The organism is Cryobacterium frigoriphilum (assembly GCF_004403305.1).
Lineage (GTDB): Bacteria > Actinomycetota > Actinomycetes > Actinomycetales > Microbacteriaceae > Cryobacterium > Cryobacterium frigoriphilum.
In genome coordinates this window covers 56,982-80,385 of the sequence record NZ_SOHE01000013.1, presented here as the reverse complement: position 1 = coordinate 80,385, position 23,404 = coordinate 56,982, and the positions used below count along the sequence as shown (strand labels likewise).

Here is a 23,404-nt window from a genome sequence, read left to right as displayed (position 1 = left end):
GAAGAACATGCCCGAATTCAGCGCCATTCTCGCCGCTCTTGCCGTTGCCGGTGGGTTCGGCGCTCTCATCGGCATCCTCGTGGGAGGTCGCGCGAGGCAGCCGATAGCTGTCGTGGGCGACCAGCCGACTGCCAGTCCCGAACCGCGCGTGCCGCTGCTTGCCCGTGGCCGCGAGCTCGTGCCGAAAGGATACCTGGGCATGCTCGATCACCGCCTCGCCCTCGCGGGGCGGCCGGCGGCCTGGACCATCGACAAGATCCTGATCGCGAAACCGCTCGCGGCGGCAGCAGGCATCCTCTTCGCGATCTGGTGGGTGAGTCTGGACCCGGCCATGATCCGGGTCATCTTTGCCGCTGCCGTTGTCATCGTGAGCTTCTTTGTGCCGGAACTGTTGCTCTGGAGCCGCGGTAAGGAGCGCCAGGAGCAGATCCAGAACGCGCTCGCCGATACCCTCGACCAGATGACCATTGCCGTGGAGGCCGGGCTCGGCTTCGAGGGAGCCATGGCGAAGGCCGCGACCAACGGCAAGGGTGCGCTCGCCGAAGAACTCATCCGTACCCTGCAGGACATGAGCATCGGCCAGGCTCGCAAAGACGCGTACCAGTCGCTCGCCGACCGCACCTCGTCGACGGAACTGCGTCGCTTCACGCGTTCGGTGATCCAGGCCGATACCTACGGCATCGCCATTGCCGACGTGTTGCGAGTGCAGGCCGCGGAAATGCGCCTCCGGCGTCGCCAGCGCGCCGAGGAGAAGGCCATGAAGGTTCCAGTCAAGGTGCTTTTTCCCCTGATCTTCTGCATTCTGCCCGTGCTGTTCATCGTGCTGCTGACCCCCGCCGTGCTGAGCATCGTCAAGGCGTTCTCGCTCTGAGCCGGGCCGACTATCGGTACTCGTCGGTGCGACGAGCAGAGGTCTCTCACCCGGCCCCGAGCTCGACGCACGTTCGATGGAGGGATTGCTGTGAACCCTGTCACGGCCTGGGTCAGGGCTGGGCTCGCGGCCTGGCAAGGGGCGTTTGTTGGAGCCTCGCTCACGACAAACCAACAAACGCCCCATGACCCGCCCAGCACGAGAGAAGCCAAGAAGCGCCCCTTGAATCGACTTCAAAGGGCGTTTCTTGGCTTCTCGTTGCGCCCTTCACCGGCTCAAGGGGCCGTCGTTGGCGTTTCGCTCAGGAGAAGCCAGCAGGTACCACTTGTCCGCGCTTTGAGCGCGCTCGATCCCATAGCCGCTTGTCACCGTCGATCCCACGACGTGCTGCGTGGGGAACAGGCGCGAGGAATAGGCGTCAGGTCAGGCGCGCGGGGAACGCGGGGGCGCGGTGGGGGCGGGCGAGTTGTGGGCGAGGCGTCGCCGAACCGAACTAGGGGCAGGTGGGCCTGCGGTTGCCGCCGTTTCCAGCGATGTTCACGGTCAACGGTGTCGCGGAGGCGGGCCAGTTCGTGAAGTGATTCGCCGTCACTGTGACCGTATAGCTGTTGACGGCGAGGCTGGCGGCGGCAAATGTCACCGAGACTTTGCCAGAGTTCGACGCTTGTGTGGGGCTTGCCGTTGGTCCGCCCGAGACAGCGTAGCTTGTCGGAGGGAGCGTGGTTGTCGGGACGGACCACGTAATCGTCAAATCTCGGCTACCTGGCCCAGTGGCGGTACACGTCACGGCCGACGGCTTAAACGATGAATCGAGTGACGAGGCGAGGGTAGCGGAGGTGGCCCGGGTCTCATCGGTAAACGCGGCCTGGGTGTCGGTTGGCTGACCAGCGAACAGTCCGCCCACGAGAGCCAGGGCAAGTAGCACCGCTGCGGAGGTTTTCACCACGACGCCGGCTGCGGGCCGCGCGGTCGGTATCGGAGCGGTGGCGACATCATCCGTTCCGAAGATGCCGATGCCGTCGAACTCGGGCGGATCGGTGGGCGCGCCATCGTCAGTCGGTTCAGTCGGGTCGTTCGGTGATTCTGCGCCGTCCGTTGCCTGGCGTGCGGCTCGGCGGTAACGCACCGAGAAGACGAGCAGCGCGCCGACGAGGCTCCCGAGCGCGAATATGTAGGGCGGCTTCTGGGCCTCCTGCACGACAAAGCCGAGACCGTCGAGGTGCCAGACGACTCGGTCTGTGCTCGTGACGATGTAGCGCTCGGGATCCGCGACCTCGTTCGCGTCGCCGCGCATCGTGAGGGCGTAGCTTCCGCTGCCTCGGGCCGAGACTCCCTCGACCCGGTGCGTCACTCGGGTGCCTTGCGGGTTGATCGCACTCACGATGTCGCCGACACGGATGTCCGCGCCCGGCACCTCCTGCGCGAGGGCGAGGGCACCGGTGCTGATCGCGGGGGACATCGACCCGGAGCGGAAAATCAGGGGCGTCACCCCGAAGAAGACCGCGGAGAGCGTAGCCAGAATGCAGATCACCCCGAGAACAGCGCCGAGAGTGAGCAGAATCTCCTGGGAGACCGTGGCAATTCGATTCATGGGATCAGGCCTGTACTGCCGTCACGCGGATGTGCACCCGCATGTCGACGTTGAGTGCTGCGAGGGGAGCGTTGGATACCGTGCTGGGAATGTTGACCTTGAGGCAGAAAGTGGCCGTCGTGCCGGGCGTCAATGTCGGCAGACCACTCGACACGGTGGCGGACGTGGGGGTCAGCGTTCCATCGCCGGTCATGAACGCGGCGTTGCAGACCTGGCTGCCGGAATATGGCACGACCTTGAGCCGGGCCAACTGGCCCAGCGCGGTCGTTCCGGAGTCGTTGGCGATGCCGCCGGAGTTGGTGGTCGTGAAGATGAGCCCCGACACGGTGAGAGGCAGTTGGCCGTTGTTCTTCACGTGCAACTCGGCGAGTCCGGCGGGGCCGCCGGGGTACATGCCCGTGGCGCTCAGCTGCGTCAGGCTGAGCGCGGTCGGGTCGCCCGGTACGAACGACCCGGTGGCGCCGGCGACGGCGAGCTCGAGGGTTCCGGTCTGGAAGGAAGCCCTGACGAATGAGGCATCCGTGAAGGATGCGCTCGTGCCGTACGCTCCGATGCCCAGCAGGGCACAGAGCGCCAGCACGAGACGCACCTTCACGGTGTGGGGGCGCGTCGATTTCGACGTTGAGGGTTGGTCGACGTCGAGCACGATGTGTCCCCTATTCGGTGGTGATGGTCGGGACTAGGGCTGCTGCGTCGCGGCGAAGGCGAAGGTCGCCGTCGTGCTGAGGTCCTGCATCGCGTTGTCGTTCGAACCGCTCGGCAGTTCGACCTTGAAGCACAGCACCTCGCTGGTTTGTGCATTCAGAGAGCGCCCGCTCAGCGCAGTGCTTCCGAGATCGGTGCCTGTTTGGATCGCTGGCGTGAAAGTCGTCGTGGCGTTGCACGCGCCAGCTGTGGCAGGTGCGCCGAGGCTCACGACGGTGACGCGCAGGCCAGAGGCGAGGGCCGCGCCACCGGTGGTCGTCGTCGACATGGTGTAGTCGAACGGCAGGGTCCCACTGTTGTTCACCGTGAGTGGCGCGATCGTGGAGGACCCGATCTTGCCGACTGTAAAGCCGAGCTGGGTCGTGTGCGGGGCGCCGATCGGGCCGTCCGCTTCGGACGCGTCGAAGGTGATGTCGACCGTGCCGGTGCTGAATGTCGACGCGACATAGCCCTCGTCGGTGAACGACGCGAAGGTCAGAACGGCGCCCAGGCCCAGAACCGCACCGGCCGCAAGCACGGCACGAGCACGAATCGGGGACTTCTTAGGCAAAAAACTCAGGTGCTTCATTTCGGGTTGCGCCTTTCGTTATGGGGAAATGCGGAAGATCCGAGAAGTCGGTCCCCCTTTAGGAGGACTGTGTCAGCTGAGCAGATCTCACGATAGGGTCAGGCGCCCCCAACGCCGGGGGAGACGAGGCCCCTGCTCACCCCCAGCACGGGGGCATCCGCTGGGGAGATTCGGCGACGGCGAAACTGGGCAGGACTCGCAGCCAGACCTGCGAAACTGGGGGTATGCAACACGCTCGCACCACCCGTTCCCGTCGACCCGTCGCCACGTTCGTGAGCGCCGGTGTTGCCGGGGCTGTCGCGCTCGTGCTGGGCCTGACGGCCTGCGCGAGCGACCAGGGCGGCGGAGTCATCGACACCGTCGGCGCGGTGGATTTCGTCACGCCGCTCGCGATTCCGCCGCTGGCCGAGTCGACGATTGCGGCCAACGGCGACCGGGTCTTCGACCTGACCGCCGCCGCGTCGAGCACCGAATTCACGCCCGGGGTGGCCACCGACACCTGGGGCTACAACGGCAGCTATCTCGGACCGACCCTCGTCGCAGAGCAGGGCGAGAACGTGAAGGTCAATGTCACCAACGAACTCGATGAGGTCACGACCGTGCACTGGCACGGCATGCACCTGCCCGCCGAGATGGATGGCGGCCCGCACTCGGTGATCGAGCCCGGAGCCCTCTGGCAGCCGGAGTGGACCATCGACCAGCCCGCCGCCACGCTCTGGTACCACCCGCACCCGCACGAGCAGTCCGAGCAGCAGACCGAGAACGGCCTCGCCGGTATGTTCATCCTGCAGGACGACGCGGAGGCGGCCCTCAACCTGCCGCGCAGCTACGGTGTCGACGACATTCCCGTGGTGGTGCAGGACCGCCGCTTCGACGACGACGGCCAGTTCGACATCGGCGTGCGCGGCTACATCGGCGCGATCGGCGATGAAGTGCTCGTGAACGGCACGCTCGGGCCGTATCTCGAGGTGACGACGGATGTCGTACGCCTGCGGCTGCTGAACGGCTCGACCGCCCGCACCTACGATTTCGGCTTCGATGACGGGCGCGAGTTCGACCTGATCGGTACCGATGGCGGACTGCTGGAGGCCCCGGTCGCGATGGACGGCATCCGTCTGTCTGCCGGAGAACGCGCCGAGGTACTCGTGCGCGTGACACCCGGTGAGACCGTGACTCTGCGCTCCAACCCGCCCGAACTCGGTACCTCGGCCAGCGCCGCCGAACGCAATGCCGGCGCCGACACCCTCGACGTGCTCGAGCTGCGCGTCGCCGACAGCCTGACCTCGATCGGCGCCACTCCCACGGCACTGGTCGAATCCGAGCGGCTCGACGCCGACGATGCCACCGTCGACCGCAGCTTCACGCTCAACGGCACCTCGATCAACAACCGCCAGATGGAACTGTCCCGCATCGACGAGACCGTCGAGGCGGGTGCGACCGAAATCTGGACCGTCGACAACGCCATGCCGCTGCCGCACAACTTTCACGTGCACGGTGTGCACTTTCAGGTGCTGCGGGTCGGCACCGACGAGCCAACGGCCGAACTGCGCGGGTGGAAGGACACCATCTACCTCGAGCCCGGCAAGCGCTACGAGCTGATCATGCGTTTCGGCGAGTACACCGACGCCGACTTTCCGTACATGTATCACTGCCACATGCTCGCCCACGAAGACGACGGCATGATGGGGCAGTTCGTCGTGGTCGAGCCGGGGGAGACGGCCGGAACGCCGCCGACCGCGCACCAGGCACAGCAAATCGACGACACGGCCGCCGCGGGCAGCGGCCCGCGCGTGCTCTCGACCGGGCACTCCACGCACGAATCGGATTAGTTCGCCCGAATCTGCGCCGGATCCCGGCAACGAGCGTACTGTCCTCTGTGCAAATTGCTTTACGCAAACACCAGAGAGGACGGCTCATGACAAGCCAAGTGGAAATCTATTCGGTATTACCAGCCAAGGATCTGCAGCGTGCACGCCAGTTCTACAGCGACGCATTCGGCATGGAACCCGATCAGGACATGCCAGAGGGACTGATCTATCGCACAGCCGGTGGGGCAATGATTCTGATCTACGAGACCCCGTTTGCCGGCACCAACCAGGCCACCGCGATCGGGCTGGTGACCGACACCTTCGATACTGACATGGCGGATCTGCGCGCGAAGGGTGTGAAATTCGAGGAGTACGACCTTCCCGGGTTGAAGACCGAGAACGGCGTGGTCGAGATGGAGGGTGCGAAGGGGGCCTGGTTCAAGGACACCGAGGGCAACATCGTCTCGCTGTCGGAGGATCTATTCGCCCTTCGCGCTCGGTCCGCCGCGCAGTCGCAGCGCAAAGAGGGGGCTTCGGACATCGACTGATATCGAAGTATCAACGGTTCGAGGTATCTACGATTCGAGGGACAGCGACGCATCGACTGGTGCCGGCGTTCGGCGTTATCCCCCGCTGATGCCGGTGACGGTCGTCGCGTCGAGGTCGTCGTCGTGGTGGATGCTCGCGGTCAGGCCGCTGCGCAGGAAGATGTCGGCAGCGGCCTCCGCCTGCTGCTCGCTGGTCTCAATCAGCAGGGTGCCGCCGGGCGCTAGCCAGCGGCGTGCCTCGGCGGCGACCCGACGGTGCAGGTCGAGTCCATCGACTCCGCCGTCGAGCGCGAGTTGTGGTTCGTGCAGGCGAGCCTCCGTGGGCAAGAGGCGCAGGGCATCCGTCGGCACGTAAGGTGCATTCGCGAGCAGGATACCGATGGTGCCGCGCAGCGTTGTCGGCAGTGCAGCGTACAGGTCGCCCTCGAAGACCTGACCGCGGCCGTCGGCCAGATTGCGGCGGGCGCAGGCGACCGCCACGGGATCGATGTCGGCCGCGTACAGGTCCACCGTGGGTGCACCGTCGACGAGGGTTGCGGCGACGAGTGCGGCGCCGACCGCGCCAGAGCCGCAGCAGAGGTCGAGCGCACGGGCGTTCGGGTGAGCGGTAGCGAGCGCTAGGGCCTGGTCGACGAGAAACTCGGTGCGGCGGCGGGGCACGAACACACCAGGGGTAACCCACACGCGCAGGCCGTGAAATTGGGCCCAACCGAGCACGTATTCAAGCGGATGCCCGGCCACCCGCCGCGCGACGAGCGCGTCGAGTGCCACGCGGCTGGGGGCGGCCTCGATCAACAGGCGTGCTTCGTCCTCGGCGAGCACGCATCCGGCCGAGCGCAGGCGCGCCACGAGATCAGCGCTGAGAGCGTGATCGGTGTTCTGCACGAGCGCCTCCTCGATCGGCTGGGCGTCTTCTCAGCAGGTTAGTCGGCCCGGAAGCGGTCAGGATCGTGCGCGCAGCGACTCGAGCAGCGCGGCGGGCAGCTCAGGCTCCCTGATCGACACGGCGAACACCCTGCCGTTGCGCAGGGTGACGACGAGGCCGGGGCCGGCGCGCAGGATGACCGCTGACCGGCCGGGCAGGAGGCGGTAGCCCCAGCCACCCCAACGCAGCGGTTCGAGATAGTCCGCGTGAGCGTCGACGATCTGAGTGAGCGCGATGACCTTGAGGGGCAAGCCCAGAATCGCCGACCGCACCGACAGGCCGCGAGCGTCGATGCGAATCCGGATGCGCGCACACAGCACGATGAGCGCGAGGGCGAACACCAGCGCAGCGAAAAGCAGCGTACCCATCGCGGCGAAGCCATCACGCAGGGTCGGCAGTACGGTGACGCCGGCCGCTCCGACCACGGCCGCGACTGCCAGGCCGGTGAAGAGGGGTGAGGAGATGCTGGTCGTGTACTCCGTGCGCGCAGCCGCCTGGGCGGCGACGGATGCTGCGCGTCGGGCAGTCTCGGAATCGGCCGGCTCGGCCGCCGCGACATCAGGGTCGGTTGGCGGGTAGACCCACGAGTGGGCGAGAAAATACGCAATGGCGCCATAGCCGGCGAAGGCGACGGCCAGCAGCGGCCATCCGCCCGGATCCTGCGGATCGGCGCCCGGCACGATCGTGATGCCGGCGCTGAACAGCCAGATGCTGCCGGCCAGGCCCGCGACGAACCCCGCTGCCAGAAAGATCACCCGGCGATTGGGAGCGGCGCCGGCCGCCAGTGCGAAGCCCGCACCGAGAGCCGCCGTGCCCGTCAGGCCGGCCAGAATGCCGAACATCAGCCCGGTTGGTGACGTTGAGGCGATGCCGTCTGCGTTCCACTGCCGAGGAAGCGCTTCGGGCAGGTCGCCCCACCAGAGCGCAGCGGTCACCAGCACGGCACCGAGCGGAACCCACAGCGTGACCCACGCGATGACATCGCGTGGTCGTGCGCGCCCTGTCGGTGTCGGTGTCGGTGTCGGTGTCGGCGCTGCGGCGTCTCGTGACATAAAACTGGTCCCCCCGTTTGCGTTCCCTTCACCCTACGCGAGTTGATGGATGCCTCCTGAGACCGCGGGGGCGCAAGGTCGGATCCGTTGTGACGAAGCCAGCGGTTCGACGTAGACTCGATTAGGCCTTTACGGGGGAGTAGCTGTGGTGTGGGACTGGATCCGCCGAGTGCGTGGCATTGGTGCCGAATCCACCGACGACACGTCGGGCACGGGCGTGCTCTCCGAAGATCGCATCGTCGATGAGGGACTGCTGATTTCACTCTCCGCGGTGCGGATGGCGGTCAAGAACCACATTCTCGTCGGTGCGCTGCGTGAACACCTCGATTTCGAGGGCGCCGACTATTCCGCCACTGCTCGGCACGAGCTCGACGTACTCGCCCGCCAGAATGAAGAGTATGGAGTGCGCGTCACCGAGATGCGCGACGAGCTCGTCAAGGCGCGCTGGAAGCTCGAGCTCACCCGTGACCAGCGGGCCGACGTCAAGCAGTTCGCCCTGCGGCGCCGCGTGCACGATCGACTCACCGCCGAACTCGATGCGGTGTCTCAAGACGATGCTCAGGTTTCGACGATCGTCGAAAAGGCCAGGGAAGATGCCAGCCACGAATTCGCCCAGGCACTGGCCGCCAAGCTCATTCGCCAGAACGTCGACGGCACCGAACCCGACTACGAGCGCAAGCTCGCCGAACGGCGCTCGGCCTTCGTGCGAATCGACCTCGCCAAGCTGCTGGCCTACGACAACGAGTACTGACGAACACTCCGGGCAACCGAACCCCGGCCTGCCGGGAGTTGCGCGGGTAGTACGCCGCTGCGCGGGAGGCGTGCCACCCGCGTAGCGGCGCAGCACCCGCGCAGCTCGACATACGGGGCCGCACAGGGTGCCACCCACGAAAAAGGACCGGAGCCAGTGGCTCCGGTCCTGCGTTTCACTGAGGGGACGACGGGAATCGAACCCGCGTCATAGGTTTGGAAAACCCAGGCTCTGCCATTAAGCTACGTCCCCAGGCCCGCAAATTCCGGGCACTTGAATACCTTAGTACAGGAATCAGGGTGCCGCGTGCCACGTCACGGGGCTCCCAGATTCGGTGCACTAGACTTGACGAGGTCAATCCGCATGTCGCAAGCTTTCGCCTGCGCCGGCGCTTTGACTCCCCAGCATTTCATTACCAGCGGATCGTCAGATCCGGGGCGTAGCTCAGCTTGGTAGAGCGCTCGTTTTGGGGGCGAGAAGTCGCAGGTTCAATTCCTGTCGCCCCGACATTACCCGCAGTACATCGTTCAAAACCACAGGAGAGTCCCGAGTGAAGTCCACGGTCGAAAAACTGAGCCCCACGCGCGCCAAGCTCACCATCACGGTGAGCCCGGACGAGCTGAAGCCAGCCATCACCCACGCCTACGGCCACATTGCCGAAGACATCAATATCCCCGGCTTCCGTAAGGGCAAAGTACCGCCGCCCATCATCGACCAGCGCGTCGGCAAGTCCGCCGTACTCGAGCACGCCGTGAACGAGGGCCTCGACGGCTTCTACCGTTCCGCCGTCGACGAGCACAAGCTGCGCCCGCTCGGTCGCCCCGAGGCCGACATCGTCGAGTGGCCCAGCGACCAGGACTTCTCCGGAGATCTGCTGCTCGCCATCGAGGTCGACGTGCGCCCCGAGATCGACCTGCCGACCTACGACGGCCTCAACGTCACCGTTGACGCTGTCGATGTCACCGACGACGAGGTCGTCGAAGAGCTCGACAAGCTGCGCAGCCGTTTCGGCACGCTCATCACCGTTGACCGCCCGGCCAAGACGGGCGACTTCGCCCAGATCGACCTGCGCGCCACCATCGAGGGCGACGAAGTCGACAGTGCGACCGGCATCTCCTACGAGGTCGGCTCCGGCGACCTTATCGCCGGCATCGACGAGGCCCTCGACGCGCTCAGCGCCGGCGAGACCACCACGTTCAACTCCGATCTGCTCGGTGGCGACCACGAGGGCGAAACCGCCGAGATCACCATCTCGGTCATCGCCATCAAGGAGCGCGAGCTTCCCGCCGCCGATGACGACTTCGCCCAGATCTCGAGCGAGTTCGACACCATCGGCGAGCTGACCGAGAGCCTCAAGGTTCAGGTCGAGCGTTCCAAGGCCGCTGGCCAGGGCACGCAGGCCCGTGAGCGTCTCATCGAGACCCTTCTCGGCACGGTCGATGTTCCGATTCCCGCCGCAATCATCCTCGACGAGGTCAACCGTCACCTCGAGGGCGAAAAGCGTCTCGACGACGACACTCACCGCGCCGAGGTCACCGAAGCGAGCGAGAAGACGTTCCGTCAGCAGATCCTGCTCGACACGATCGCCGAAGCCGAAAAGGTGCAGGTCAGCCAGGACGAGCTCACCCAGTACCTGATTCAGGGTGCAAGCCAGTACGGCATGGACCCGAGCGAGTTCGTTCAGGCCCTCAACACCAACGGTCAGATTCCGTCGATGGTCGCCGAGGTTGCCCGCAACAAGGCCCTCGCGATTGCCCTCGGCAAGGCGACCGTCGTTGATTCCAACGGCAAGGCCGTCGACCTCGCCGAGTTCACGGCTCCGTCCGCCACTGACGAGATTGCCGACCTCATCGCATCCGCTGACGCTGCTGCCGATGATGCCGAGGCGACGGATGCTGCCGCTGGCTCCGACGCATCCGCCGACGAAGACGTCGTTGTCGTCGAGGAGAAGCCGAAGAAGAAGAAAGCCGCTGCCAAGAAGTAGCAGCACACTGCGGTCATAGCACCGCGCAGTAACTGAAGGGCCGGATGTCATCGACATCCGGCCCTTCAGTTGGTATCCGCTGCTTTCGGGCGCCATCAGGGGTCCGGCGGGCCCCGCTAAATCTGCCGAGGGCGAACAGAGCCGTTTTGGCTCCCGCGCTCCGATAGATTCATTGAGAACGACAACTGAAACGGAGCACGACATGGCCGACCCGACACCCACCAATGGTGTATTTGACCGACTGCTGAAGGACCGCATCATCTGGCTCGGCTCAGAGGTCCGCGACGAAAACGCCAACGAGATCTGCGCGAAGATCCTGTTGCTGGCAGCCGAAGACTCGAACCGCGACATTTACCTCTACATCAACTCTCCCGGCGGATCGATCACGGCCGGCATGGCGATCTACGACACGATGCAGTTCGTACCCAACGACATCGTCACCGTCGGCATTGGCATGGCGGCTTCGATGGGCCAGTTCCTGCTCACCTCCGGCACCAAGGGCAAGCGTTACATCACGCCGAACGCCCGCGTGCTGCTGCACCAGCCGTCCGGCGGATTCGGTGGTACGGCCGCCGATATCCAGACCCAGGCTCGCCTCATCCTCGACATGAAGCAGCGCCTGTCCGAGATCACGGCTGCGCAGACCGGCAAGACCCCCGAGCAGATCAACGCCGACGGTGACCGCGACAACTGGTTCAGTGCTCAGGAAGCCCTCGAGTATGGCTTCGTCGACCACCTTCGCGCATCCGCTTCGGATGTCATCGGTGGCGGCGGAACCGACACCGACGCCACCAACTAGTCCGCCGACACTGAACAGGAAGAAATCATGACTATCCCCACATTCGGTGGAACGGCCTACAGCTCGATGGGCGGCTCAACCAAGAACGTGTCCAATTCCGGCATGCCCGAGTCCCGCTATATCCTCCCCACCTTCGAAGAGCGCACGGCCTACGGCTACAAGCGCCAGGACCCGTACGCCAAGCTGTTCGAGGACCGCATCATCTTTCTCGGCGTGCAGGTCGACGACGCCTCCGCCGATGACGTCATGGCCCAGCTGCTCGTACTCGAGAGCCAGGACCCGGACCGCGACATCGTGATGTACATCAACTCTCCCGGTGGCTCCTTCACCGCGATGACGGCGATCTACGACACGATGCAGTACATCCGTCCGCACGTGATGACCGTCTGCCTCGGCCAGGCGGCGTCTGCCGCGGCCGTGCTGCTGGCCGGCGGAACCGCGGGCAAGCGCCTCGCCTTGCCGAACGCGCGCATCCTCATCCACCAGCCCTCGGTCGGTGGCCAGGGTGGCGGCCAGGCTTCGGACATCGAGATTCAGGCCGCCGAGATTCTGCGTATGCGCGTCTGGCTCGAGGAGACCCTGTCGCACCACTCCAACCGCAGCGTGGAGCAGGTCAACAAGGACATCGACCGCGACAAGATCATGAGCGCAGCGGATGCCCTCGAGTACGGTCTGATCGACCAGGTTCTCACGAGCCGCAAGAACCTTCCCACGCTCGTCAAGTAGGCCTGCGCTTCACGAGAACACCGCACGTCGGCGCGTCGTCTTCGGGCGACGCGCCGTTTGCCTTGCGTACCGTTGATATTTCGGCGACACCTGCGCGCATCTGTCACAGGCACAGGATAGGCTCGAGGCAGCACAACCGATGGAGGAGGCTGGTATGGCCCGAATAGGCGAAAGCGCCGACCTGCTCAAATGCTCATTCTGTGGAAAGAGCCAGAAGCAGGTACAGCAGCTCATTGCGGGCCCTGGCGTGTACATCTGCGACGAGTGCGTCGAGTTGTGCAACGAGATCATTGAAGAACGCCTCGCCGAAGCCGGCACCGAAGAGGGCGTCAGCGAGTTCGACCTCCCCAAGCCGAAAGAGATCTTCGGCTTTCTCGAAGAGTACGTCATCGGCCAGGAGGCCGCTAAGCGTGCCCTCGCCGTCGCGGTCTACAATCACTACAAGCGCGTGCGTTCCCGCGCCACGATCACCGCGGCCGAAGCGATCCACGACGACGTCGAAATCGCCAAGTCCAACATTCTGCTGATCGGCCCGACCGGCTGTGGTAAGACCTATCTGGCCCAGACCCTCGCCAAGCGCCTGAACGTGCCGTTCGCCGTCGCCGACGCGACCGCGCTGACCGAGGCCGGCTACGTCGGTGAAGACGTCGAGAACATTCTGCTCAAGCTGATTCAGGCCGCCGACTACGACGTGAAGCGTGCCGAGACCGGCATTATCTACATCGATGAGATCGACAAGATCGCCCGCAAGGCAGAGAACCCCTCCATCACCCGCGACGTGTCGGGCGAGGGCGTGCAGCAGGCACTGCTGAAGATTCTGGAAGGCACGATCGCGTCGGTTCCCCCGCAGGGCGGGCGCAAGCATCCGCACCAGGAATTCATTCAGATCGACACCACCAACGTGCTCTTCATCGTCGCGGGGGCCTTCGCCGGTCTCGACGACATCATCTCCTCCCGGGCCGGCAAGAAGGGCATCGGTTTCGGCGCGCCCCTGCACAGCAAGGGCGACGACGTGAATCTCTTCAGCGAGGTGCTGCCCGAAGACCTGCACAAGTTCGGTCTGATTCCCGAGTTCATCGGGCGTCTGCCGGTCGTGGCGACGGTCACCCAGCTCGACCAGTCCGCCCTGATGCAGATTCTGACCGTGCCTAAAAACGCCCTCGTGCGCCAGTACCAGCGCATGTTCGAGATCGACAACGTCGACCTCGAGTTTGAGCAGGAGGCACTCGAAGCCATCGCAGACCTCGCCGTGCTGCGCAAGATCGGTGCTCGCGGCCTGCGCTCGATCATCGAAGAGGTGCTCGGCCCGATCATGTTCGAGGTGCCCTCGGCGACGGATGTCGCGCGCGTCATCATCACGAAGGCCTGCGTTCTCGACAACGCTCCGCCCACCATGATTTTGCACAAGGCCCGCCGCCAGGTCAAGTCCGCCTAAGCCGCGCCGCCTGCCGGCGTGCAGCCCGAGCGGCTGTCGTCGGCAGGCTCATGAAGCTTCGACTGAGCGTATGCACCTGCCTGGGCTGTCACGCTGATGCGCCCGAAAGCTGCACCTGCATCGGAAACCTGCAGCTGCACCGGTAACCTGCAGCCCGATTAGGCCATGCGCCGTAAAACTGCTCGTGCGCCTGGCAAGCCACGGGCACGAGCAGTTTTTGGGCGCACGCGAGCTGAGGAGAGCGGATTTCCGGCGCACGTGCAGGTTTGGGCGCATGGCCTCGTGCAGTTGTCGGACGCACGAGCAGTTATGAGGCGCACGTGCATCGTACGGGCGCCTGGCTACATCGAGTTTTCTGGCGCGCGTGCAGCTTCGAGGCGCACGAGCAGCGTGCTGGCGCATGGCAGGTTGCTGGCTTCGGCGCGCGTGCAGCTGCAGGGCGCACACAGACCCAGTTGAGGCCCCGCTGAGTTGAGACCGCGCTTAGTTGAGACCTCGGCGGTCGAGCAGGGGCTGGATCAGTGCGTCGCGGCCGCGAAAGTCGCGGTAGGCCTCAAGCGGGTCCTTGCTGCCGCCGACGCCCAGCAGGCGCTGGCGGAATCGGTCGCCGTTGGCGCGCGTCAGCCCACCGTTCTCGGTGAACCACTGCACGGTGTCGGCATCGAGCACCTCGCTCCAGATATACGAGTAGTAACCGGCGTCATAGCCACCCGCGAAGGTGTGCGCGAAGTAGGTGCTCGCGTAGCGGGTCGGCACTGCCGGGTTGTCGAGGCCGACCGAGGCGAGGGCCGAGGCCTCGAAGGCGGCGACATCCGTCACCGTGGTATCGGCGTCGATGCGGTGCCAGGCCTGATCGAGCAGCGCTGCGGCCAGGTACTCGCTCGTCAGGAATCCTTCGTTGAACGCGCTCGAGGCCTGGATGCGTTCCACGATCTCGGGCGGCAGGGCTTCGCCGGTCTCGTAGTGTCGGGCGAAGTTGGTGAGCACCTCGGGCCAGAGCATCCACATCTCGTTGACCTGGCTCGGAAACTCAACAAAGTCGCGATACACGTTGGTGCCGGCGAACTTCGGGTAGGTCACCTGCGCGAACAGTCCGTGCAAGGCATGCCCGAACTCGTGGAACAGGGTGGTGACCTGGTCGAAGGTCAGCAGCGTCGCCTCGCCGGCAGCGGGCTTAGCGACGTTGAGGTTGTTGCAGACCACGGTGGGGGAGCCCAGCAGGGTCGACTGCGATGTGAGCGGGTTCATCCAGGCACCGCCGCGCTTGGAATCGCGCGTGTAGTAATCGCCGATGAAGAGGCCGACGGGGGAGCCGTCGGCGTTCAGAACCTCGAATACCCGCGCTTCGGGGTGCCAGCCGACCAGATCCGCTCGCTCGGTGAAGGTCACGCCGTACAGCGCGGTGGCGGCGAAGAAGATGCCATCGTGCAACACCCGCTCGAGCTCAAAATACGGACGCAGCGCGGCGGTATCGACATCGTAGGTCGCCGCGCGCACCTTCTCGGTATAGAACGCCCAGTCCCAGGCCTCGAGGGCAAACGGATCGGGTTCGGCGTCGATGATCTTCTGCAACTCGGCCTGCTCGTCCAGGGCGTTCCGGGCGGCCGCCGGCGCGAGGCGTTCGAGCAGCTCGGCGACGGCCTCCGGGGTCTTCGCGGTCTCGTCAGCGGTCACGGCGGCCGCGTGGTTCAAGAAACCGAGCAGGCGGGCGCGCCGGGCGCGCAGCGCGGTGATCTGCAGCACGAGATCCCGGTTGTCGTTTTCCCCGCCACGGATGCCCCGGGAGCGCGACGCCGTCAGCACGCGTTCGCGCACACCCCGGTTGGTGAGACTGGCGAGGTACGGGTGAGAGGTCGGCAACACCAGGGTGATCAGGTACTTGCCCTCGAGGCCGCGTTCCCGGGCCGCTTCGGCCGCGGCGGAGACTTCGCCGGCGCCGAGGCCGTCGAGCTCGGCGACGTCGTCGATGACGACCGCGAGTTCGTTGGTATCGGCGAGCAGGTTCTTTTCGAACCGGGTCGTGAGCGTGGACAGCTGCATGTTGAAGTCGCGCAGGGCGGCCTTGTCGGCGTCGTCGAGCCCGGCTCCGGCGAGGGTGAACTCGGTGAAGTAGCGCTCGACGAGGTAGATCGATTCGGGGTCGAGCGCAGAGGACACGTCGTGTCGGGTCTCGTGCACCGCGGCGATGCGCTGGTAGAAGGCCGGGTCCAGGCGTATCGCGTCGGAGTGGGCGGCCAGCACCGGCGCGAGCTCTTCTTCGAGCTCGGTCGTGAACTCGTCCGCATCTGAGGAGCTTCGGTTGAAGAAGACCTCGGCGACCCGGTTCAGTGTCTGCCCGCTCAGTTCCAGCGGAATGAAGGTGTTCGCGAAGGTCGGGACCTGCGCGTCACCGGTGATCGCCTCGATCTCGGCCAGCTGCTCGGCCAGGCCGCGCGCGAACGCGGGGCGGTAGTGCTCGTCGCGAATTCTGCCAAACGGCGGCAACTGATACGGGAGGGTGCTCGGAGCGAAAAAGGGATTCACGGAATCGGCCATGGTCCCACCCTACTTGCGGCATGGCTCTAGGCTCTGGTCATGACCGACGACACCGACCGGCAGCAACCCGTCTCGACGGAACAGGCCCCGCCCGAGCCCTCGACGGCCCGTGGCGCCTATCTTCATGGCCACCACGAGAGCGTGCTGCGCTCGCACACCTGGCGTACGGTCGCCAATTCCGCCGCGTACCTGGTGCCCGAGCTCGGGGCGGGGCAACGGGTGCTGGACGTGGGCTGCGGCCCGGGCACGATCACCGTCGACCTGGCCCGACGGGTAGCTCCGGGCGAGGTGATCGGCATCGACGCCTCGGCCGACATCGTGCGGCAGGCCGAGGGGCTCGCCTTTGATGAGGGGGTACACAACGTACGGTTTCGGGTCGGCGACGTGTACGCGATCGACCTGCCCGACGCATCCGTCGACGTGGTGCACGCGCACCAGTTCATGCAGCACCTCAGTGACCCCGTGAGCGCGATGCGGGAGATACGGCGGGTGCTGCGCCCCGGGGGAGTCTTCGCCGCGCGCGACGTGGACTATGGCGGCGTCATGGTCTACCCCGCGCTGCCCGGCCTCACCGCCTGGCAGCGGGTGTACCGCCAGGTGCACCGCTGGAACGGCGGCGAACCCGATGCCGGCCGTCACCTCACGGCCTGGGCGCGGGCGGCCGGCTTCACCGACGTACGCTCGAGCGCATCGATCTGGTGCTTCGCAACGGATGTCGAACGCGAGTGGTGGGGGCAGTCCTGGGCCGTGCGCGCCCTCGAGTCGAGGTTCGCCGCGCACGCGATCGAAGCGGATGCCGCCACCCTCGCGGACCTGCACGAGATGGCTCACGCGTGGCGCGAATGGGCGGGGCACCCGGATGGTTGGTTCGGCATGCCGCACGGCGAGATTCTCGCCCGGCTGTGAGCGGGACAGGGTGGCGGGCCGCCGGAAGACCGTAGGCTGGCCTGACCATGCCGTTCCTCAACCAGCTGCAGCACTGGGCCGCCGTGCGGCCCGACGCGATTGCCGTCGACGTGGCGACCGAGGCGGGTCCGCAGCGGATCAGCTACCGCGACTTGCGGGACCGCGCCACGGCTCGGCTCGGGGCACTGAGCGCACGACCGTTGACGGTGCTGTGCGAGCCGAACGGCATCGACTGTGTCGTGGGGCTGGCCGCCGCGATCGCCGCCGGCCGCAGCTGCGCGGTGCTCGACCCTGGCTGGCCCGCAACGCAGCGCGCGGCGGTCGAGGCACGGCTCAGGGACCTGCCCGAACTGCCCGAGCCGCGCGAACGGCCGGCGACAATTCTGCGTGACGGACCGCCGGACTCGGTGTTTCTCTACGGCTTCACCTCGGGCACCACCTCGGTTCCGAAGGCCTTCAGCCGCACCCGGGGATCGTGGCCACTCATGACGACCGCCGCGTATTTTCAGGTCACCGAGGCCGACGTCACCCTCGCGCCCGGCCCGCTCTCGGCCGGGCTCAGCCTCTACGCCCTCGCCGAAAGCCTGGCGGTGGGCGGTCGTTTCGTGACGCTGCCACACCTCGACGTTGCCGCGGCGGTCGCCGCCGTGCGTGACCGCGGCGTGACCCGGCTCGTCGCGGTACCCGCCGTACTGCGGCTGATCGTCGCGCGGGCGGAAGCGAGCGGCGTCTGCGGCGACGCTGTCACCGGCATCGTCAGCGGCGGAGCCCTGCTCGACCCCGCTGTGCGGGCCCAGCTGCGCGCCTGGGCGCCGAACGCCACACTGCACGAATACTACGGCGCCGCCGAGCTGAGCTTCGTCTCGGTGTCCGTGCTGCGCCCGGGCGACTCGGCACCCGACGCTGCCGCCGCATCCGCCGTCGGTCGCGCGTTCCCCGGCGTGACGGTTCGGATTCGCTCCGAGTCTGAGCCCGATCGGCACATCGCTTTGGGCCGAACAGCCGGCACGATCTACGTGCGCAGCCCGCTCGTCAGCTCGGGCTACGTCTGGGGCGACGACGGAACGGCCTTCGAGCGAGACGGCGACTGGTGCACGGTCGGTGATCAGGGATTTCTCGATTCCAACGGGGTGCTGCACTATCTGGGACGCCGCGCCGACATGATCGTGACCGCCGGCGGCAACGTGTATCCACAGGCGGTCGAAGCCGCCCTGGCCGGCGTGCCCGGCGTCGACACGGTCGTGGCGACCGGGCTGACGGACGCCGCGCGCGGCACGCGCCTGGTCGTCGCCGTTCTCGCAAATTCTGCTGAGGCAACCCTGCCGCGCGCGACCCTCCGCGCGGCGGCGACCGCGCTGCTCGCCGAGCCGCACCGCCCGCGCGGCTACTATCGGCTCACGGAACTGCCGCTGACCCCGGCCGGCAAGCTCAGCCGGCAGCTGCTGTGCCGGTGGATTGAGGAGGGTGACGACCGTGTCAGCACGCTCGAGTAGCCCCGCGCCCGCTCACCTTCCCGGCCCTGATCCCGACCGGGACCCCGTCATCGTGCTCGGTCGACGCACCGCCTTCGGTCGTAAAAACGGTGTCTTCGGCCGCGTCAGCGCCGAAAATCTGCTCGCCCCGGTGCTCGCCGCCGTCGTTGCCGACGCCCAGCTGCCGCCGGACAGCGTCGATGACGTGATCATTGGCAATGCGGTCGGCGGCGGCGGCAACGTCGCCCGGTTGGCCGCTCTTCTGGCTGGTCTGCCGCGCAGCGTGCCCGGGCTGACCGTCGACCGCCAGTGCGGTTCGGGGCTTGAGGCAATCGTGCTCGCCTGCCGACTCGTGGCCGCGGGTGCGGGCAACGCCTACCTCGCCGGCGGCGTCGAGAGCACGAGCACCGCGCCGCTGCGTGCGCACCGGCTCACCTCAACCCCCGACCGCCCCGATTTCTTCGACCGGGTGCGCTTTGCTCCGGACAGCTGCGGTGACCCCGGCATGGGCGAGGCGGCCGAGAATGTGGCCGAACGCTTCGGAATCAGCCGTGCCCGGCAAGACGCGTTCGCCCTGCGCAGTCATCGGCTCGCCCTCGCGGCGACGGATGCGCACGCTTTCGCCGCCGAGATCGTCAGCGGCCCGATCGCCCTCGACCCGATCGCCGTCGACACTGTTCAGATCGGCCCCGCTGCGCTCGGCCCCGCTGTGCTCGGCCCTGTTGTGCTCGGCACTGTTGTGCCCGACGCCGTCACGGCCGATGAGGGACCGCGGCGCAGTCTCTCCGCGCCTCTCCTGGCCCGGTTTCCGCCGGTGTTTCGGGCCGGCGGCACCGTCACGGCCGGCAACAGTTGCGCCGACGCCGATGGCGCCGCGGTGGTGCTGGTGCTCAGCCGCACCCGGGCTGTCGAACTCGGTTTCTCCGCCGGCCTCGGGTTCGTCGATGCGACCGTGCAGGGTACCGACCCGACCCTGCTGGGCGTGGCGGGCGGGCAGGCCGCCGGCACGCTGCTCGCCCGGCACGGCGTCGACCCCGCCACGCTCGCACGGGTCGAGTTCGTCGAGGCCTTCGCCGCCCAGGTGCTCGCCTCGCTCGACCTGATCGGCGTCAGCGAGCAGCGGGTCAACCGGCAGGGTGGGGCGCTGGCCGTGGGGCATCCGTTTGGCGCATCTGGCGCCCTTCTGGTGCTGAACCTGCTGCGCCAGAGCGCACCTGCCGCGAACGACATACGCCCGGCGGCTCCCGAGCTGAGCCTCAGCGCGGTGAGCATCGCGGGTGGCCTCGGCATCGCCGCCCTCTGGCAGAGCAGGGGTTAGATCCAGTCCTCGTCGTCTTCAACCTCGGTCGCCGGCTGCGTGATGGTCGCGCTGTCGTCGGTCGGGTTGTAGCGGATGAACGTGCCGTCGTCGAGCTCGATGACCGGCTTGCCCTCGAGCCAGGTCAGGGTCCAGCGCCAGCCGCTCGTGTCGGTGTCGACCCCCGTGAGGTCTTCTTCGACGGCTTTCACGGCGATCTCGACGACCTGCGGCAGACCGGTCGGCAACGTTCCGCCGAGGGCCCAGCGAGTACCGAGCTGCATGCTAGACGCCGATTTCGTAGGTGACCCAGTCGGTGCGGGTACCGACCGTGTCGTACAGCGCCTGCGCGGTCTCGTTGTCGGCCGCGGTGATCAGGCTGATCTGCGTGAGGCCACGCTCGGCGGCATAGCCCTTGGTGAAGGCGATCAGGGCGTGTCCGACGCCGGCACCGCGGGCATCCGGTGCCACGAACAGGTCGTCGAGGTAGAGGCCCATGGTGGCGCTCAGGGTGCGCGTGACGGTGCGGTAGTGCGCGAGACCGACGAAGTCGCCCGCCTCGTTGACCGCGACGGCACCGTCGAGGCTGTTGTTCTTGTCGATGATCCAGCTCCAGACCTGCAGAGCCTTCTGATCGGTCAGTTCGTTCTCATAGAACTCGCTGTAGCCCTCGAAAAGTCCGAGCCATGCAAAAAAATCCTTGCCGCCAAGTGGGCGTACCTGTACAGACATCTGGTTTCTCCTAACTTGCCGACACTACGGTCAGTACGATATCGGACACAGCGAGTTCGCTGCCCTCGACAAACGTCAATTCTTCAATTCGGCCGACGGCCTTCAAGTCTTCGGAGGCCTGCGCGAGCAGGGCGATCTCCGGAGCCGTTCCGCTAATTACAGCAGATGTGACCGGGGATTTCTGGGAGGCCTTGGCATCGGTCTTGGCGCGCCGGATGCCGGTGAGGGCTCGGCTCGACAAATCGAGCAGTGCGCTGTTGCCGGTCGAGCCGGCCGCGAGCTCGCTCGCGACGGGCCACGAAGCCAGGTGAACCGAGGTCTCGTTCGACCATGACCAGGCCTCTTCGGTCGCGAACGGCACGAACGGGGCGAAGAGCCGCAACAGGGTCGCGAGCGCGGTGCGCAGCGCGGCGACAGCGGATGCCTGCCCGTCACCGGTCTCACCGTAGGCGCGTTCCTTGACCAGTTCGAGGTAGTCGTCGCAGAATGTCCAGAAGAAGCTCTCGGTGACTTCGAGCGCCCGGGCGTGGTCGTAATTCTCAAACGCCGTGGTGGCCTGGCCGACCACGGTGCTGAGGGCGGCCAGCATGCTCTGGTCGAGTTTCTCGGTGACGGCCGCATCGGCGGCGCCCTCGAAGCCCAGGATGAACTTCGACGCGTTCAGAATCTTGATCGCCAGGCGGCGACCGATCTTGATCTGGGTCGGGTTCTGCGGGTCGAAGGCCGCGTCGGTTCCAAGGCGTGATGACGCCGCCCAGTAACGCACCGCGTCGGAGCCGTGCTGCTCGAGCATGCCGGCGGGGGTGACCACGTTGCCCTTGGACTTGCTCATCTTCTTGCGGTCGGGGTCGACGATGAAACCTGAGAGTGCGGCGTGCGCCCAGGGCGACTTGCCGTGCTGCTGTTCGGAGCGCAGCATCGTCGAGAACAGCCAGGTACGGATGATGTCCTGGCCCTGCGGGCGCAACGAGTACGGGTAGACGAGGTCGAAGAGTTCAGGGTCGCGCTCCCAGCCGCCGGCGAGCTGCGGGGTGAGTGACGACGTGGCCCAGGTGTCCATCACGTCGACCTCGCCGACGAAGCCGCCGGCCTGGCCGCGCTGGTCTTCGGTGTAGCCGGGGGCGGCATCCGATGACGGGTCAACGGGCAGCAGATCGCGGGTGGCCACGATGGGCTCGCCGTGCACGGCGTTGCCGTCGGCGTCGAGCGGGTACCAGATCGGCAGCGGAACGCCGAAGAAGCGCTGGCGGCTGATGAGCCAGTCACCGGTGAGGCCGTTCACCCAGTTTTCGTAGCGCACCTTCATGAACTCGGGGTGCCACTGCAGCTCGTTGCCGTGCTGGATCAGTCGGGCGCGCAGGGTCTCGTCGCGGGCGCCGTTGCGGATGTACCACTGGCGGGTCGAGACGATTTCGAGCGGGCGGTCGCCCTTTTCGAAGAACTTCACGGCGTGGGTGATTGGGCGGATGTCGCCGATCAGGTCGCCACTCGCGCGCAGCAATTCGACGATGGTCTGCTTGGCCGAGAAGACGGTCTTGCCGGCGAGCTGCGCGTACGCGGCCTGCCCGTCGGCCGACACGATGGCGTCGGGGGCCTCGTCGATGAGGCGCCCGTCGAAACCCATGATGGCGCGGTTGGGCAGGTCGAGTTCGCGCCACCAGACCACGTCGGTCACGTCGCCGAAGGTGCAGATCATGGCGATTCCCGAGCCCTTGTCCTTCTGGGCGAGGTGGTGGGCCAGCACGGGCACCTCCACGTCGAACAGCGGGGTGCGCACGGTCGTGCCGAACAGGTGCTGGTAGCGCTCGTCATCGGGGTGCGCGACGAGGGCGACGCAGGCCGCCAACAGCTCGGGGCGGGTCGTCTCGATCTCGATCGTGGAGCCGTCGGGCTTCGCAAACGAGACTCGGTGGTACGCGGCGGATACCTCTTTGTCTTCGAGTTCGGCCTGCGCGACGGCGGTGCGGAAGGTGACGTCCCAGAGGGTCGGCGCCATGGCCTGGTACGCCTCTCCGCGTTCCACGTTGCCGAGGAACGCGAGCTGCGAGGTGAAGAGGGCCTCGCTGCCGATGGTGCGGTAGGTCTGGGTCCAGTCGACGCTGAGGCCGAGGGTGCGCCAGAGGGCTTCGAACTGCTTTTCGTCTTCTTTCGTCAGCATCTCGCACAGCTCGATGAAGTTGCGGCGGCTGATCGGCAGCTGGTCGGCGGCCTTGCTGCTCTTGCCGTCGCCGCCCTCGAAGGGCGGCACGAAGTCGTCGGTGTACGGCAGCGACGGGTCGCACCGCACGCCGTAGTAGTTCTGAACACGACGCTCGGTGGGCAGGCCGTTATCGTCCCAGCCCATCGGGTAGAAGACGCTCTTACCGCGCATCCGCTGAAAGCGGGCGACGACGTCGGTGTGCGTGTACGAGAACACGTGGCCGATGTGCAGCGAACCCGAGGCGGTCGGTGGGGGAGTGTCGATCGAGTAGATCGTCTCGCGGGTCGCGGATTCACGGTCGAAACGGTAGGTACCGTCGGTGTTCCACCGGGTCTCCCACTTGGCTTCAAGCCCTTCGAGGGCGGGCTTTTCGGGGACGCGGTCGGCGCTCATAGTTCTCCGGTTGGTGTGTGCGGCAGCGTGTCGTTGGTGAGCTGCCTGAGTGTTCGGTCAGTCCAATCTACCAAGGCTGGCCCGTTCGGCCGAAACGGGGCCTGCA

20 protein-coding genes and 2 tRNA genes are annotated in these 23,404 nt (G+C 66.5%); 12 read left to right on the top strand and 10 right to left on the bottom strand.

The features are described from left to right. Positions 1-7 precede the first annotated feature (7 nt). On the top strand, positions 8-871 hold the full coding sequence (locus tag E3T55_RS01730) for a type II secretion system F family protein (RefSeq protein ID WP_134517852.1): 864 nt from the start codon (positions 8-10) through the stop codon (positions 869-871). A gap of 493 nt (positions 872-1,364) precedes the next feature. Here E3T55_RS01730 and E3T55_RS01725 read toward each other — a convergent pair whose 3' ends face one another. Genes E3T55_RS01725 through E3T55_RS01715 form a run of 3 tightly spaced genes read right to left on the bottom strand, consistent with a single transcriptional unit; the run spans position 1,365 to position 3,735 of the window. After that, entirely contained in the window at positions 1,365-2,462 is a 1,098-nt protein-coding gene (locus tag E3T55_RS01725; protein WP_134517851.1) for a signal peptidase I, read from the bottom strand. A 4-nt stretch (positions 2,463-2,466) separates the two neighbouring features. After that, entirely contained in the window at positions 2,467-3,108 is a 642-nt protein-coding gene (locus E3T55_RS01720) for a SipW-dependent-type signal peptide-containing protein (protein WP_166791642.1), read from the bottom strand. Positions 3,109-3,141: 33 nt separating this feature from the next. Further along, on the bottom strand, positions 3,142-3,735 hold the full coding sequence (locus E3T55_RS01715) for a hypothetical protein (RefSeq protein ID WP_134517849.1): 594 nt from the start codon (positions 3,733-3,735) through the stop codon (positions 3,142-3,144). Positions 3,736-3,959: 224 nt separating this feature from the next. Between E3T55_RS01715 and E3T55_RS01710 the strand changes: the two genes are divergently transcribed. Together E3T55_RS01710 and E3T55_RS01705 are read left to right on the top strand one after the other, a co-directional pair. Continuing rightward, the gene (locus tag E3T55_RS01710) at positions 3,960-5,564 is read left to right on the top strand and encodes a multicopper oxidase family protein (RefSeq protein WP_134517848.1); all 1,605 of its coding nucleotides are present in this window, start codon (positions 3,960-3,962) and stop codon (positions 5,562-5,564) included. Positions 5,565-5,650: 86 nt separating this feature from the next. Continuing rightward, entirely contained in the window at positions 5,651-6,091 is a 441-nt protein-coding gene (locus tag E3T55_RS01705; protein ID WP_174775413.1) for a VOC family protein, read from the top strand. Positions 6,092-6,166: 75 nt separating this feature from the next. Here E3T55_RS01705 and E3T55_RS01700 read toward each other — a convergent pair whose 3' ends face one another. Together E3T55_RS01700 and E3T55_RS01695 are read right to left on the bottom strand one after the other, a co-directional pair. Then, on the bottom strand, positions 6,167-6,976 hold the full coding sequence (locus E3T55_RS01700; protein ID WP_134517847.1) for a putative protein N(5)-glutamine methyltransferase: 810 nt from the start codon (positions 6,974-6,976) through the stop codon (positions 6,167-6,169). Between the two features lie 57 nt (positions 6,977-7,033). Next, positions 7,034-8,068, bottom strand: coding sequence for a hypothetical protein (locus tag E3T55_RS01695; protein ID WP_134517846.1), 1,035 nt, complete (start codon positions 8,066-8,068; stop codon positions 7,034-7,036). A 145-nt stretch (positions 8,069-8,213) separates the two neighbouring features. On the opposite strand from E3T55_RS01695, the gene E3T55_RS01690 reads away from it, so the two are divergent. Beyond that, complete coding sequence (locus E3T55_RS01690) at positions 8,214-8,819, top strand: hypothetical protein (RefSeq protein ID WP_134517845.1); 606 nt, start codon at positions 8,214-8,216, stop codon at positions 8,817-8,819. A gap of 181 nt (positions 8,820-9,000) precedes the next feature. Here E3T55_RS01690 and E3T55_RS01685 read toward each other — a convergent pair. Beyond that, positions 9,001-9,071 (bottom strand) — tRNA-Gly (locus E3T55_RS01685). Positions 9,072-9,252: 181 nt separating this feature from the next. Between E3T55_RS01685 and E3T55_RS01680 the strand changes: the two genes are divergently transcribed. The 5 genes from E3T55_RS01680 to clpX all read left to right on the top strand — a co-directional run bounded on the left by E3T55_RS01680 (position 9,253) and on the right by clpX (position 13,763). Further along, positions 9,253-9,326, top strand: a tRNA-Pro gene (locus E3T55_RS01680). Positions 9,327-9,369: 43 nt separating this feature from the next. Beyond that, a complete protein-coding gene (tig, locus tag E3T55_RS01675; RefSeq protein ID WP_166791641.1) occupies positions 9,370-10,803 on the top strand; it encodes a trigger factor in 1,434 nt (477 codons plus the stop codon). A gap of 172 nt (positions 10,804-10,975) precedes the next feature. Continuing rightward, positions 10,976-11,602 carry an ATP-dependent Clp protease proteolytic subunit gene (locus E3T55_RS01670; protein ID WP_255455368.1) on the top strand — a complete coding sequence of 209 codons (627 nt, stop codon included), beginning with the start codon at positions 10,976-10,978 and terminating at the stop codon, positions 11,600-11,602. A gap of 66 nt (positions 11,603-11,668) precedes the next feature. Next, the gene (locus tag E3T55_RS01665) at positions 11,669-12,328 is read left to right on the top strand and encodes an ATP-dependent Clp protease proteolytic subunit (protein WP_241992800.1); all 660 of its coding nucleotides are present in this window, start codon (positions 11,669-11,671) and stop codon (positions 12,326-12,328) included. Between the two features lie 154 nt (positions 12,329-12,482). Continuing rightward, positions 12,483-13,763 (top strand): ATP-dependent Clp protease ATP-binding subunit ClpX, encoded by a 1,281-nt coding sequence (gene clpX / locus E3T55_RS01660; RefSeq protein ID WP_134517842.1) that lies wholly within the window; start codon positions 12,483-12,485, stop codon positions 13,761-13,763. A 483-nt stretch (positions 13,764-14,246) separates the two neighbouring features. Here the strand turns inward: clpX and E3T55_RS01655 are convergent, their stop codons facing one another. After that, a complete protein-coding gene (locus E3T55_RS01655; RefSeq protein WP_134517841.1) occupies positions 14,247-16,298 on the bottom strand; it encodes a M3 family metallopeptidase in 2,052 nt (683 codons plus the stop codon). 39 nt (positions 16,299-16,337) lie between these two features. Here E3T55_RS01655 and E3T55_RS01650 point away from each other — a divergent pair, with 39 nt between their 5' ends. From E3T55_RS01650 to E3T55_RS01640, 3 genes are read left to right on the top strand one after another with little or no spacing between them, the layout of a single operon-like run. Beyond that, positions 16,338-17,204, top strand: coding sequence for a methyltransferase domain-containing protein (locus E3T55_RS01650; protein WP_134517840.1), 867 nt, complete (start codon positions 16,338-16,340; stop codon positions 17,202-17,204). Positions 17,205-17,251: 47 nt separating this feature from the next. After that, entirely contained in the window at positions 17,252-18,697 is a 1,446-nt protein-coding gene (locus tag E3T55_RS01645) for a class I adenylate-forming enzyme family protein (RefSeq protein WP_134517839.1), read from the top strand. Next, positions 18,678-19,994: a thiolase family protein gene (locus tag E3T55_RS01640; RefSeq protein WP_134517838.1), complete on the top strand. Its 1,317-nt coding sequence runs from the start codon at positions 18,678-18,680 to the stop codon at positions 19,992-19,994. The genes E3T55_RS01645 and E3T55_RS01640 overlap by 20 nt, the downstream gene beginning before the upstream one ends. Here E3T55_RS01640 and E3T55_RS01635 read toward each other — a convergent pair. The 3 genes from E3T55_RS01635 to valS are packed head-to-tail and all read right to left on the bottom strand — an operon-like array spanning position 19,991 to position 23,298. Next, positions 19,991-20,257 (bottom strand): hypothetical protein, encoded by a 267-nt coding sequence (locus E3T55_RS01635; RefSeq protein ID WP_134517837.1) that lies wholly within the window; start codon positions 20,255-20,257, stop codon positions 19,991-19,993. The genes E3T55_RS01640 and E3T55_RS01635 overlap by 4 nt on opposite strands. Position 20,258: 1 nt before the next feature. After that, positions 20,259-20,705: a GNAT family N-acetyltransferase gene (locus E3T55_RS01630; protein ID WP_134517836.1), complete on the bottom strand. Its 447-nt coding sequence runs from the start codon at positions 20,703-20,705 to the stop codon at positions 20,259-20,261. Positions 20,706-20,715: 10 nt separating this feature from the next. Next, complete coding sequence (gene valS / locus E3T55_RS01625) at positions 20,716-23,298, bottom strand: valine--tRNA ligase (protein ID WP_134517835.1); 2,583 nt, start codon at positions 23,296-23,298, stop codon at positions 20,716-20,718. Positions 23,299-23,404: the final 106 nt, after the last annotated feature.